11 protein-coding genes are annotated in these 12,396 nt (G+C 67.2%); 6 read left to right on the plus strand and 5 right to left on the minus strand.

Annotated features, from left to right (window positions below):
- Nucleotides 1-58 precede the first annotated feature (58 nt).
- Both QN357_RS14070 and QN357_RS14075 read right to left on the minus strand, forming a co-directional pair.
- A complete protein-coding gene (locus QN357_RS14070) occupies nt 59-832 on the minus strand; it encodes a CPBP family intramembrane glutamic endopeptidase (protein ID WP_322136191.1) in 774 nt (257 codons plus the stop codon).
- On the minus strand, nt 829-1,224 hold the full coding sequence (locus tag QN357_RS14075) for a DUF393 domain-containing protein (RefSeq protein WP_322136190.1): 396 nt from the start codon (nt 1,222-1,224) through the stop codon (nt 829-831). The genes QN357_RS14070 and QN357_RS14075 overlap by 4 nt, the downstream gene beginning before the upstream one ends.
- A 291-nt stretch (nt 1,225-1,515) precedes the next feature.
- Here QN357_RS14075 and QN357_RS14080 point away from each other — a divergent pair, with 291 nt between their 5' ends.
- The 6 genes from QN357_RS14080 (at nt 1,516) to QN357_RS14105 (ending at nt 9,514) form a co-directional block, all read left to right on the plus strand.
- Nucleotides 1,516-3,072 carry an ABC transporter substrate-binding protein gene (locus QN357_RS14080; protein ID WP_322136189.1) on the plus strand — a complete coding sequence of 519 codons (1,557 nt, stop codon included), beginning with the start codon at nt 1,516-1,518 and terminating at the stop codon, nt 3,070-3,072.
- Nucleotides 3,073-3,209: 137 nt separating this feature from the next.
- Nucleotides 3,210-4,139: an ABC transporter permease gene (locus QN357_RS14085; RefSeq protein WP_322136188.1), complete on the plus strand. Its 930-nt coding sequence runs from the start codon at nt 3,210-3,212 to the stop codon at nt 4,137-4,139.
- Entirely contained in the window at nt 4,129-5,076 is a 948-nt protein-coding gene (locus QN357_RS14090; RefSeq protein ID WP_322136187.1) for an ABC transporter permease, read from the plus strand. Before QN357_RS14085 ends, QN357_RS14090 begins: the two co-directional genes overlap by 11 nt.
- A complete protein-coding gene (locus QN357_RS14095; RefSeq protein ID WP_322189595.1) occupies nt 5,073-6,824 on the plus strand; it encodes an ABC transporter ATP-binding protein in 1,752 nt (583 codons plus the stop codon). The genes QN357_RS14090 and QN357_RS14095 overlap by 4 nt, the downstream gene beginning before the upstream one ends.
- Before the next feature lie 234 nt (nt 6,825-7,058).
- Nucleotides 7,059-8,969: a translational GTPase TypA gene (gene typA, locus QN357_RS14100; protein ID WP_134449530.1), complete on the plus strand. Its 1,911-nt coding sequence runs from the start codon at nt 7,059-7,061 to the stop codon at nt 8,967-8,969.
- A gap of 98 nt (nt 8,970-9,067) precedes the next feature.
- Complete coding sequence (locus QN357_RS14105) at nt 9,068-9,514, plus strand: hypothetical protein (protein WP_322136186.1); 447 nt, start codon at nt 9,068-9,070, stop codon at nt 9,512-9,514.
- Nucleotides 9,515-9,551: 37 nt separating this feature from the next.
- On the opposite strand, the gene QN357_RS14110 is transcribed toward QN357_RS14105, so the two are convergent.
- The 3 genes from QN357_RS14110 to efeU all read right to left on the minus strand — a co-directional run bounded on the left by QN357_RS14110 (nt 9,552) and on the right by efeU (nt 12,343).
- On the minus strand, nt 9,552-10,577 hold the full coding sequence (locus QN357_RS14110; protein ID WP_322140713.1) for an NADPH:quinone reductase: 1,026 nt from the start codon (nt 10,575-10,577) through the stop codon (nt 9,552-9,554).
- A 64-nt stretch (nt 10,578-10,641) separates the two neighbouring features.
- A complete protein-coding gene (locus QN357_RS14115; protein ID WP_322136185.1) occupies nt 10,642-11,418 on the minus strand; it encodes an alpha/beta hydrolase in 777 nt (258 codons plus the stop codon).
- 58 nt (nt 11,419-11,476) lie between these two features.
- Nucleotides 11,477-12,343 (minus strand): iron uptake transporter permease EfeU, encoded by an 867-nt coding sequence (efeU, locus tag QN357_RS14120; RefSeq protein ID WP_134449622.1) that lies wholly within the window; start codon nt 12,341-12,343, stop codon nt 11,477-11,479.
- Between the last annotated feature and the right edge of the window lie 53 nt (nt 12,344-12,396).

Here is a 12,396-nt window from a genome sequence, read left to right on the forward strand (position 1 = left end):
AGCAGCATCCGCTCGCCCCACCCCCTCGCCCGTACCGGCGAGGGGGAGGGGAGGGGGCTTAGGTGGCGGGAGCCAGGAGGGCCGGCCACCAGGCGACAGCGAGCGGGTAGCCGACGAAAGAGACCACGTCGAGGATCGTGTGCGCCACGACGAGCGGCGCCGTGCGACCCCAGCGGGTGTAGCACCAGCCGAAGACGACGCCCATGGCGGCGTTGCCGACGAACGGTCCGATGCCCTGGTAGAGGTGATAGCTGCCGCGGAGCAGCGCCGATGCCGTGATGATCGTCCAGGTCGACCAGCCGAGCTCCCTGAGCCGGATGAAGAGGTACCCGACCACGATGAGCTCCTCGCTGAGCGCGGCGCGCACCGCGGAGAACAGCAGGATCGGGATCGTCCACCAGAACGTGTTGATGGGGGAGGCGACGACCGCGACCGTGATGCCGAGCGCCCGCCCGGCGAGGTACAGGCCCAGGCCGGGGATGCCGATCGCAAGCACGAGCAGGACGCCGCCGAGCAGGTCCCGTCGCGGCTGGGTCAGGTCGAAGCCGAGGCGGCGGAAACTGCTCGACCCGGGCCGCCAGAGCAGGTAGAGCACGAGGGCGACCGCGAAGAGCTCGAAGAAGATGCCGAGGAACTGGTACGTGAAGTCGAGCCATTCCCGTGTCGACTGCGAGCCGTTGATGGTTGTCGACTGGTTGCCGAGCGGGGTCGTGTCGGTCAGGCGAGCGACGATCGACACGATCGAATAGACGGCGGACGCCCCGAGCGACAGCCCGAGGACGATGACGACTTCCCAGGCCAGTCGCGCCCGGTTGGTACCGCCGGCTGTCACTCGGCGGGTTTCATCCGGCAGGCCGGCGTTCCGCCTGGCAGGCGGTGCCGGTTGCGGGCGACCACCCGGTAGCCGGCCTCAGCGGCCCAGGACCACGGCGGCACGGTGCCGAGCCAGCCGAGGAAACGCAAGCCGGGAGTGGGCTGGTGGCGAAGCAGGGCGGACACTGCGGCGGCACCGCCGAACCGCACTCCAGCGGGGTCGACGAGCCAGACCCGGGAGCGGGCATCCGCTTCGGTGAGCCCGTACGCCGGGAGATCGGTCCACTGGTACGGCGCGGCGTCCGGCATCACGGGCAACAGGCGGCGCATCCACCCGACGGCGGTCGTGCAGAAGGCACAGTCGCCGTCGAAGACCAGCAGTGTCGCGCGCGCACGTGTAGCAGCATCCATACCCCTATCCTCGCATCGATGAAAGCGCGGCGCGGCTGCGCGCGTTCTTCGCGCGACCACGCCAATTTCGGCGAAAGACTCCCTATCTGCGCAACGAATTTGCGCAAGATGTTTCGTCGAGGTAACGATTCCATCCGCGATTGTGCTTTTGGCTCAATGAATACTTAGGGTCAGAAGTATCTGAGGCGTCTTCGCGGTCCCGAATCGCGCGGCGTTTCCCTGTGCACTGGAGGAAAATTGAAAATCAGGAGACTGGGCATTCCCATCGCTCTGGCCACAGCGGGAGCGCTCATGCTCTCCGGCTGCGCCAGCGGCTCGACGACACCCGCGAAGACGGGTGACACGTCTGCGATCATCTCGACCAACGGTTCCGAACCGCAGAACCCGTTGATCACGACGAACACCACCGAAACCGGTGGCGGCAAGATCATGACGTCGATCTACGCCGGACTGGTGTCCTACGACGCCAAGGGCGAGGCCAAAAACGAGGTCGCCAAGTCGATCTCGGCCGACGACGCTCAGCACTGGACCATCACGCTCAACACGGGCTGGAAGTTCACCAACGGCGAGGCCGTCACGTCCAAGTCGTTCGTCGACGCCTGGAACTACGGCGCGAAAATGAGCAACGCCCAGGGCGCATCGTCCTTCTTCAGCAACGTCGAAGGCTACAGCGAAGAAGCCGACACCGAACTCACCGGGCTCAAGGTCGTCGACGACTCGACCTTCACGGTCGCTCTCAGCACGCCGCAGGCGGACTTCCCGCTCACCCTCGGCTACACGGCCTTCATGCCGCTGCCGTCCGTCGCATTCACCGACATGGCAGCATTCGGTGAGAACCCGATCGGCAACGGCCCGTACATGCTGGCCAAGACCGGCGCGTGGGAGCACAACGTCAAGATCGAACTCAAGACGAACCCCGACTACAAGGGCCTGCGCACCCCCGCCAACGGCGGACTGAGCATCGTCTTCTACTCCTCCCTCGACTCGGCATACGCCGACGCCCAGGGTGGAAACCTCGACGTGCTCGATGCCGTCCCCGACGCCGCGTTCGCGAACTACCAGACGGACTTCCCGGAGCGCTTCGTGAACCAGCCCGCCGCGATCTTCCAGGCATTCAACATGCCGTACTACCTCGAGCACTGGAGTGGCGAAGAGGGCAAGCTGCGTCGCGCGGCCATCTCGATGGCCATCGACCGTGATGAGATCACCAAGGTGATCTTCCAGGGCACCCGTACCCCGGCGACCGACTTCACCTCCCCGGTCATCCCGGGCTACACCGACGCTCTCAAGGGCTCCGACGTGCTCAAGTTCAACAAGGAAGAAGCCGTCAAGGACTGGGCTGCCGCTGACAAGATCTCCCCGTACACCGGCACGTTCGACATCGCGTACAACTCCGACGGTGGACACGCCGCCTGGGTCGACGCCGTGGCCAACAGCATCAAGAACACCCTGGGCATCAATGCAGTCGGCAAGCCGTACGCGACCTTCAAGGCCGCGCTCGCCGACCGCAAGGCGAAGACGCTGACCGGTGCCACCCGCGCCGGCTGGCAGGGCGACTACCCGGGCATGTTCAACTTCCTCGCGCCGCTGTACCAGACCGGTGCCAGCTCGAACTACGAGGCATACAGCAGCGCCGAGTTCGACGGCCTCCTCAAGCAGGGTTCGGCTGCCAAGACCGTCGACGATTCCACCGCCCTCTACCAGAAGGCCCAGGAAGTGCTGCTCAAGGACCTTCCGACCGTTCCGCTCTGGTATTCCAACGCCGTTGGTGTCTGGTCCGACAAGACTCAGAATGTCGTCTTCGGCTGGGACGGCGTGCCGCTGTACAACGAAATCACCAAGGGCTAGTTCCCCCGCTCAACCCCCAAAAATAGAACCCAGTTTCATGCGTAGCGATGCCCGGGGCACTCAGTCCCGGGCATCGCTCGCTAGACTCGACCAGTGATTGCGATTCTCATGACCGTTCGTTCCAGTGCGGGAACCTGATGCTCTGGTACACCGGCAAGCGCCTGCTCCAGATGATTCCGGTATTCTTCGGCGCCACCTTCCTCATCTACTTCATGGTGTTCTCCCTCCCCGGAGATCCCATTGCCGCCCTCTTCGGTGACCGGCAACCCGCGCCAGGGGTGATCGAACAGCTCCGTGTCCAGTACCACCTGGACCAGCCGTTCATCGTGCAGTACCTCATCTACATCGGCGGCTTCTTCCACGGGGATCTCGGCACCACGTACTCCGGTCGCGCAGTTTCCGACGTGATGGCCGCCGCCTTCCCGATCACCGCCCGGCTCGCGCTTCTCGCACTGTTCTTCGAGTCCGTCGCCGGTATCCTCGTCGGCCTCGTCGCGGGTCTCCGCAAGGGCAAGCTCTTCGACGCAAGCGCCCTCGTCGTCAGCCTGCTGCTGATCAGCGTGCCGACGTTCGTGATCGGCTTCATCCTGCAGTACGTCTTCGCGATCAAGCTCGGTTGGGCCCGCACGACGGTCAGCAGCGAGGCCCCGCTCTCCGAACTGGTCCTGCCGGCCATCGTGCTCGCCACCGTCTCGTTCGCGTACATCGTGCGGCTCACCCGGGCGAGCGTCTCCGAGAACCTCGGCGCCGACTTCGTGCGCACCGCGACGGCGAAGGGGCTGTCGAGACGCCGCGTCGTCACCGTGCACGTGCTGCGGAACTCGCTCGTTCCCGTCGTCACCTTCCTCGGCGTCGACCTCGGCTCTCTCATGGTGGGTGCGATCGTGACAGAGGGCATCTTCAACATCAACGGTGTCGGCGGCACCGTCTACAAGGCGATCAAACTCGGCGAAGGGCCGACCGTGGTGTCGTTCATCGCCGTCATGGTCGTGATCTTCGTGCTGGCGAACCTGCTCGTCGACCTGCTGTACGCAGCCCTGGACCCGAGGATTCGTTATGCCAAGTAATCGTCAAACGCAGCCGCACTTCGTCGCTGCGCTCGAAGACACCCCCATCGCTGCGGTCGACCGCCTCGACGAGACCGAGAAGGCCCGCAGTACCTGGGCGGATGCCTGGGAATCGCTGCGCGGCAAGCCCAGTTTCTGGATCTCGTCCGCCCTTATTCTGCTGATCGTGATCGTGGCCCTGTTCCCCGGCATCTTCACCCAGGTGGCACCGGACCAGAACTGCCTGCTCGCCAACAGCAACAAGGGACCGGAAGAAGGGCATCTGCTCGGCTTCACCCGGCAGGGCTGTGACGTGTACTCGCGGATGATCCACGGGACCCAGGCCTCCGTCACGGTCGGTCTGCTCGCAACCATGATCGTCACTCTCTTCGGACTCGTCGTGGGAGCCCTCGCGGGATACTACGGCGGCGTGTTCGACGCGATCGTCTCCCGGATCGGCGACATCTTCTTCGCCGTCCCGACCGTGCTCGGTGCGATCGTACTGATGTCGGTCCTCCCGGACCGCACCCCGGTCACGATCGCCCTGGTCCTTTCGATCTTCGCCTGGCCGCAAATCGCCAGGATCATGCGCGGTTCGGTGCTCTCGGCCCGGAACTCGGACTACGTCACGGCGTCGATCGCCCTCGGCGTCTCGAAGTTCCGGATCCTCGTGCGCCACGTCGTGCCCAACGCGATCGCCCCCGTAATCGTGATCGCCACGGTTTCCCTCGGCACGTTCATCGTCGCGGAGGCGACGCTGTCGTTCCTCGGCATCGGGCTACCGCCGCAGATCATGTCCTGGGGCAATGACATCAACGCGGCCCAGTCGTCGATCCGAACGAACCCCCAGGTGCTGATCTATCCCGCCATCGCCCTGTCCCTGACCGTGCTCGCCTTCCTGATGCTCGGCGACGCCGTGCGCGACGCACTCGACCCCGAATCGAGGGCACGCCGATGAGCCAGACCGTGATTGAACCCGTGACCACCGCCGGCCGGGACGAGAATTCCCCCCTCCTCGAGATTCGCGATCTCGAGGTCGGCTTCCAGACCCAGCACGGAGTGGTTCCCGCCGTGCGCGGCGTCAACCTCACGCTGTATCCCGGCCAGACCCTCGCGATCGTTGGCGAGTCCGGGTCGGGCAAGACCACGACGGCGCAGGCGATCATCAACCTGCTCGCCAACACCGGCAAGGTCACCGCCGGCCAGATCCTGTTCGAGGGACGCGACCTCACGACCCTCAAGCCCAAGGACATGCAGGACGTCCGCGGGCGCCTGATCGGCTATGTGCCCCAGGACCCGATGTCGAACCTCAACCCGGTCTGGAACATCGGCTTCCAGGTCGAAGAGGCCATCCGGGCGAACGGCGGCGCCATGAGCAGGAAGGCCGCGAAACTGCGCACCATCGAGGTGCTCAAGGAAGCTGGTCTCAGCGACGCTGAGGACCGGCTCAAGCAGTTCCCGCACCAGTTCTCCGGCGGCATGCGCCAGCGCGTGCTGATCGGGATCGGCCTCTCGGCCCGTCCGAAGCTGCTGATCGCCGACGAGCCGACCTCCGCGCTCGACGTCACGGTGCAGCGCCAGATCCTCGACCACCTCGCGACGCTCACGCGCGACTACGGCACCTCGGTGCTGTTCATCACGCACGACCTCGGCCTCGCGGCCGAGCGCGCGGAACAGCTCGTCGTGATGTACAAGGGCAAGGTCGTCGAGTCCGGTCCCTCGCAGGAGATCCTGGCCAACCCGCAGCATCCGTACACGCAGCGCCTCGTCGCCGCGGCGCCGAGCCTCGCATCGCGGCGCATCCAGTCGGCCAAGCACTCCGTCGCGGTCGAAGCGGATGTTTCCGCAGCCGGCTCGAACGACCAGGTTCTCGTGAACCGCGCGATCGAGCGGGAGCAGACCGCACCGGCCAAGGACCTGATCTCGGTCCAGGGCATCTCGAAGATGTACCGCATTCGCACCAAGGGCTTCAAGTACAACGAACTGCTCGCGGTCAACGACGTGTCCTTCGGCATCAAGAAGGGCACGACGACCGCGCTGGTCGGCGAGTCGGGCTCCGGCAAGTCCACGGTCGCCAAGCTCATCCTGCAGCTCGAATCCATCACGAGCGGGCAGATCGAGTTCGACGGCCAGGACGTCGCCGGCCTCAAGGGCGCGGACCTGCTGAAGTTCCGCCGCCGCGTGCAGCCGGTCTTCCAGGACCCGTACGGCTCCCTCGACCCGCAGTACAACGTCGGCAACACCATCGCAGAGCCGTTGCTCGCCCACAAGGTCGGCACCGCCAAGGAACGCCAGGCCCGGGTGCGGGAGCTCCTCGACCAGGTCTCGCTGCCCTGGGCGTCCCGGCACCGCTACCCGAGTGAACTCTCGGGCGGCCAGCGTCAGCGTATCGCGATCGCTCGGGCGCTCGCGCTCAAGCCGGACGTGCTCGTGCTCGACGAGGCGGTCTCCGCTCTCGACGTGCTCGTGCAGGGCCAGGTGCTCAACCTCCTGACCGAGCTGCAGACGGAACTCGACCTGACCTACCTGTTCATCACCCACGACCTCGCCGTCGTCCGCCTCGTCGCGGACAACGTCTGCGTCATGCAGCAGGGCCGGATCGTCGAGGCCGCGACGACGGACGAGGTCTTCGAAAATCCGCGTCAGACATACACGCAAGAGCTGCTCGCCGCGATCCCGGGCGGCAACTTCGAGTTCGGGCGCTAGACAGGACCGACCGGCTTCAGCGCCCGGAAACGGGGCGGGGACTGCGGTCCCCGCCCCGTTCGTCGTCCAAGCGGATGCCCGGAACACCCCGGAGACGCGGCCACAACGGGGCTCCCAGCCTCCCGGCAGGGAGAGTGCGGTAGGATTATCCGTTGGGTCGGACCTTGACCAAATACATCCATTCTTCGCCGCATCCGTTTGTCCGCGGCATCATTCTTCGTAAGGATTCACTTCATGGCGATTGCCACGCGCAATAACCTCCGAAATGTCGCAATCGTCGCCCACGTCGACCACGGCAAGACCACGCTGGTTGACGCGATGCTCCAGCAGACCAACTCGTTCTCGGACCACTCGCACGTGGACGAGCGCGCGATGGACTCGAACGAGCTCGAGCGCGAAAAGGGCATCACCATCCTCGCCAAGAACACGGCGATCTCGTACAAGGGCATCCACGCCACCGACGGCCCCATCACGATCAACGTGATCGACACCCCCGGCCACGCCGACTTCGGTGGCGAGGTCGAGCGCGGCCTGTCCATGGTCGACGGTGTCGTTCTCCTCGTCGACGCGAGCGAGGGCCCGCTGCCGCAGACCCGCTTCGTGCTGCGCAAGGCGCTCGAGGCCCACCTGCCCGTGATCCTCCTGGTCAACAAGACCGACCGCCCGGACGCGCGCATCGAAGAGGTCGTCGCGGAGAGCCAGGACCTGCTCATCGGCCTCGCGAGCGACATGGCCGACACGCACCCCGACCTCGACCTCGACGCCATTCTCGACGTCCCCGTCGTCTACGCGTCCGGCCGTAACGGCGCCGCGAGCCGCAACCAGCCCGAGAACGGCCAGTTGCCCGACAACGCCGACCTCGAGCCGCTCTTCGAAGCGATCCTCGAGCACATCCCGGCCCCCGTCTACGACGACGAGCACCCGCTGCAGGCCCACGTCACCAACCTCGACGCCTCGCCGTTCCTCGGCCGCCTCGCGCTGCTCCGCGTCTTCCACGGCACGATCCGCAAGGGCCAGACCGTCGCCTGGATCAAGCACGACGGTTCGGTGCACAACGTGCGCGTCACCGAGCTCCTGATCACCAAGGCTCTCGACCGCTACCCGACCGAGAGCGCGGGCCCCGGCGACATCGTCGCCGTCGCCGGCTTCGAGGACATCACCATCGGTGAGACCCTCGCGGACCCCGACGACCCCCGCGCGCTGCCGACCATCACGGTCGACGAGCCCGCCATCTCGATGACGATCGGCACCAACACCTCGCCCATCATGGGCAAGGTCAAGGGCCACAAGCTCACCGCCCGCATGGTCAAGGACCGTCTCGACCGCGAACTCGTCGGTAACGTCTCCCTGAAGGTCGTCGACATCGGACGCCCGGACGCCTGGGAGGTCCAGGGCCGTGGCGAACTCGCCCTCGCCATCCTCGTCGAGCAGATGCGCCGCGAAGGCTTCGAGCTCACCGTCGGCAAGCCGCAGGTCGTCGTGCACCGCGTCGACGGCAAGATCCACGAGCCGTACGAACACCTCACCATCGACTCGCCCGAAGAGTACCTCGGCGCGATCACCCAGCTCCTCGCCGCGCGCAAGGGCCGCATGGAGAACATGGCGAACCACGGCACCGGCTGGGTCCGGATGGAATTCATCGTTCCGTCCCGCGGCCTGATCGGCTTCCGCACCCAGTTCCTCACCGACACCCGCGGTACCGGTATCGCCAACGCGATCTTCCACGGCTACGAGGCCTGGGCCGGCCCGATCATCACCCGCAACAACGGCTCGATCGTCGCCGACCGCAACGGCGTCGTGACGCCGTTCGCGATCATCGCCCTGCAGGAGCGGATGTCCTTCTTCGTCAACCCGACCGAAGAGGTCTACGAAGGCATGGTCATCGGCGAGAACTCGCGCGCCGACGACATGGACGTCAACATCACCAAGGAAAAGAAACTGACCAACATGCGTCAGTCCACCTCCGACACCTTCGAGTCGATGACGCCGTCGCGTCAGCTGACGCTCGAGGAGTGCCTCGAATTCGCCCGTGAAGACGAGTGTGTCGAGGTGACCCCCGCGATCGTGCGTATCCGCAAGGTCGAGCTCGCGGCATCCGCTCGCGCACGCAACGTCTCGCGCATCAAGAAGCAGGACGCGAACTAGTCCCAGCTTGTCGGCGGCGCCGGCGGTTACGCTCTGGTAGACCAGAGCGGCACCGCCGGCGCCGTTTGTTTTGCCCCACGACTGAGGAAGAGAAGAAGATGACGACACCCCTCCTGCACGCCCGCGTCCTGGCGACGATCGCGCTTGCCCTGGTCGGCGGCACGCTGCTGACCGGATGCAGCGCCGACGCCGCGCAGAACGCCGTGAACGGGGCCGTGCAGGGTGCGACAAACGGAGACGTGAGCCTGGGCGGCGCGCTCCCGGCCGGCTGGCCGTCCGAGGTGCCCATCGTCGACGGCGAAATCCTGTTCGCGTCGGCCCAGAAGGGTGACAAGCCCGGCTGGACCGTGACCGTCAAGGCAACCGCCGCCGATCCCGTAGCCGAGGCCACCCGGACCCTGACGGCCGCCGGTTTCGTGGCCGGGAGCGACGTCTCGGCGACGGTGGGCTCCGCAGGTCTCGTCTCGATGAAGAACGATCACTACGCGGTGCTCGTCGCTGGAAACACGGACGGCCTGCTCTATACGGTCACGCCGGTCTCCTGACCGCCGGGCCCCGAACGGCGCCTGCCCGCCGAATTCCTCAGGGGGCGACGTCGATGAGGACCTTGCCAACCAGGCCGGCCTCGACGGCGGCGTGCGCGCCCGCGGTGCTCTCGAGGGGGAAGCGGTGCAGGGGCAGGCCGGCTTCGGCACCGACGTGGAGGGCGCCGTCACCGATGGCCGAACCGATGTCGGCGGCTGCGGCGTCGAGGAGGTCCTGGCCGAGCGTGTAGAGCAACTGGAACTGGTAGCGCACGTTGAGGGTCATCTGGGAACGGATGTCGAGCGCGAGCGGCTTTCCCGTCGTCGCGTACACCGCGATCGAGCCGCGGGTGCGGATCACGGCCGTGTTGAGGACCGCATTCTGCGCGGGAGCGACTTCGACGACCAGGTCGACGCCTTCGGGCGCCAGCGCCCGGATGGCGCGGGCGGCATCCGCCTCGCGGTAGTTCACGACGTGGTGCGCGCCGGCGGCGGATGCGAGTGCGCCCTTCTCCGCGCTGCTCACCGTCGTGATGACGGTCGCCCCTGCCCAGCGGGCCAGCTCGATGGCCGCGTGGCCGACCGCGCCTGCGCCACCGGCGACGAGCACAGTCCGTCCGGTGAGTGCACCGGGGGAGAGGCGCCGGGGTCCGTCTTCGGCGACGGTGAGCGCGCGGTGCGCTGTCATGGCCGGAACGCCGAGGGTCGCGCCGAGGTCGAAGCTCGCCGAGTCCGGCAGCGGGTACACCCGTTCGGCCGGGAGCACGGTGAAGTCCTGGGCGGTGCCGCCGGACGCGAGTCCGTACGCGGCGATGGCCGTCCAGACCCGGTCGCCGACCTCCAGGCGCTCGACGCCCGCGCCGACGGCGTCGACGATGCCGGCGCCGTCCTGGTTCGGCACGACCTCGGGGAACAAGAGCGCTTCGCCGGGCCGGCTGCCCGCGCGCGACTTCCAGTCGGTGGGGTTCACGCCCGAGACGAGGATGCGCACCCGTACCTCGCCGGGTCCGGGTTGCGGAAGATCGCGTTCGACGATACGGAGGACGTCGGGGGTGCCGGTTTCGCTGTAGACGATTGCTCTCATGCAGGTTCCAACGCCGCGGCGGCGGAAAAGGTTCCCGCGGCGGCACGGAATCGGCGGAACGAGGTCAGCGGCCCAGGAAGAAGTCGGCGAGCAGCGGGGCCAGCACGGCCTGGTCGACGTCGTGACCCTGGCCGGGCACGGTCAACACCGTACCGTCGGCGACGCAGGACGCCACGGCCACGGCTGCACGGGCTGCCCAGGCCGGGCTTCTGCCACCGGCGAGTGCCAGCGTGGGTGCCATGATCGCGGCCAGGCGTTCACGAGGGGGCAGGCCGTCGCCTGTCAGGGCGAGTTCGTGCGGCAGGGTGGGGGCGAGGTGGACGAGTCCAGGCCAGAACGGTGCGGACGTGATGGAGCGTACGGCCGCGTCGTCCATTCCGGTGATGCGGAGGAAGAGCGCCGCTGCGGCAGCGGGGTCTCCGGCGTCGAGGGCGGCCTGGAGGCCGAGGTCGTCCGCCGGGGCCGGGTGCTCCGGATCGGCGGTGTATGGCGGCTCGTAGACTGCGAGCCGGGTGATGTGCACGCCGGCGGCGGCGGCCTCGATCGCCAGGATCGCTCCGGAGGAATGGCCGTACACGCCGGCTGCGCCTCCGGCCACGGCGACGAGGGCGGCCAGGTCCTCGATTTCGCGTTCGACCGCATACGGCCCGGATTCCGGGCTCTCGCCCTTGCCGCGCCGGTCGAAGGTGTACGCCGTGACGTGCTCGGCGAGCAGGGTCACGAGCGGATACGGGGAGGACCGGGTGTTGAAGGCACCGCCGATGACGATGACCGGGTCCCCGGAACCGAGGCTGTCGTACGCGATCCGAGTGCCATCGGCCGACCGGACGAATTCGGGCATCTGTGGTCTCCTTTGGCGACGGTGTGACGGTGCGGCGGGTTCAGCGCGTTCAGCGGGCTCAGCGGGCGGTGGCGGCCATCTTCACGGCATCGACGCGGGGGGCGACGACCGGACGCCCGGCCCGGTTGCGGGCGCTCGACACGAGGAAGATCGTGAGCACCGTTCCGGTGTATGCGAGCCAGACCAGCAGCGAGAGCCAGGTGGTCTCCGGCGAGAAGTTCAGGGTGCCCTTCAGCAGCGTGCCGTACCAGCTCTCCGGCGGGATGGCGGCGCTCACGTCGAAGGCGAGGTTGTGCTCGCCGGGGAGGATCCCGGACTCCTGCAGGTCATGCACACCGTAGGAGAGTACCCCGGCCGCGACGACGATCAGGATCGCCCCGCTCCAGGTGAAGAACCGCGCGAGGTTGATCTTGAGCATGCCGAAGTAGATGAGCGCTCCGAGGCCGACCGCGCTGAGGATGCCGAGCGCGGCCCCGATGAGCGGCAGCGTGGTCTCGCCGGTGGACTGCACGGCGGCCCAGATGAACAGGGCCGTTTCGATGCCCTCCCGCCCGACGGCGAGGAAGGCGATCAGGACGAGGCCGACGCCGGTGCCGACGAGGGAGCGGTCGATCGTGCCGCGGAGGTGGCCGCTCAGGTCGCGGGCCGTGCGCAGCATCCAGAACACCATCCAGGTGACCAGGCCGGTCGCGGCGATGGAGAGCGTGCCGGCGATGGCCGGTTCGGCCGATTCCGGAAGGCTCGCGGTGCCGAAGGTGAGCACGGCGCCGATCGTGAGGGCGAGGAGCACGGCGAGGCCGACGCCCGTCCAGAGACGGCCCAGCAGGTCGCGGCGGGCGATCTTCACGAGGTAGGCGACGAGAATGGTGACGATGAGGGCACCTTCGAGCCCCTCTCGGAGTCCGATCAGGTAGTTGGCGAGCACGGCACTCCGGTTCTGGTCTGGATACTGATGCAGCATCACGATAGCACGGGGAT

The sequence above is a fragment of the Cryobacterium sp. RTC2.1 genome (genome assembly GCF_035018685.1).
GTDB lineage: Bacteria > Actinomycetota > Actinomycetes > Actinomycetales > Microbacteriaceae > Cryobacterium > Cryobacterium glucosi.

Bases quoted from the DNA above. Each gene is read 5' to 3' on its own strand.
- QN357_RS14075 (WP_322136190.1), bottom strand. From the start codon at position 1,224: ATGGATGCTGCTACACGTGCGCGCGCGACACTGCTGGTCTTCGACGGC.
- QN357_RS14080 (WP_322136189.1), top strand. From the start codon at position 1,516: ATGCTCTCCGGCTGCGCCAGCGGCTCGACGACACCCGCGAAGACGGGT.
- QN357_RS14085 (WP_322136188.1), top strand. From the start codon at position 3,210: ATGCTCTGGTACACCGGCAAGCGCCTGCTCCAGATGATTCCGGTATTC.
- QN357_RS14090 (WP_322136187.1), top strand. From the start codon at position 4,129: ATGCCAAGTAATCGTCAAACGCAGCCGCACTTCGTCGCTGCGCTCGAA.
- QN357_RS14095 (WP_322189595.1), top strand. From the start codon at position 5,073: ATGAGCCAGACCGTGATTGAACCCGTGACCACCGCCGGCCGGGACGAG.
- typA (WP_134449530.1), top strand. From the start codon at position 7,059: ATGGCGATTGCCACGCGCAATAACCTCCGAAATGTCGCAATCGTCGCC.
- QN357_RS14105 (WP_322136186.1), top strand. From the start codon at position 9,068: ATGACGACACCCCTCCTGCACGCCCGCGTCCTGGCGACGATCGCGCTT.
- QN357_RS14110 (WP_322140713.1), bottom strand. From the start codon at position 10,577: ATGAGAGCAATCGTCTACAGCGAAACCGGCACCCCCGACGTCCTCCGT.
- QN357_RS14115 (WP_322136185.1), bottom strand. From the start codon at position 11,418: ATGCCCGAATTCGTCCGGTCGGCCGATGGCACTCGGATCGCGTACGAC.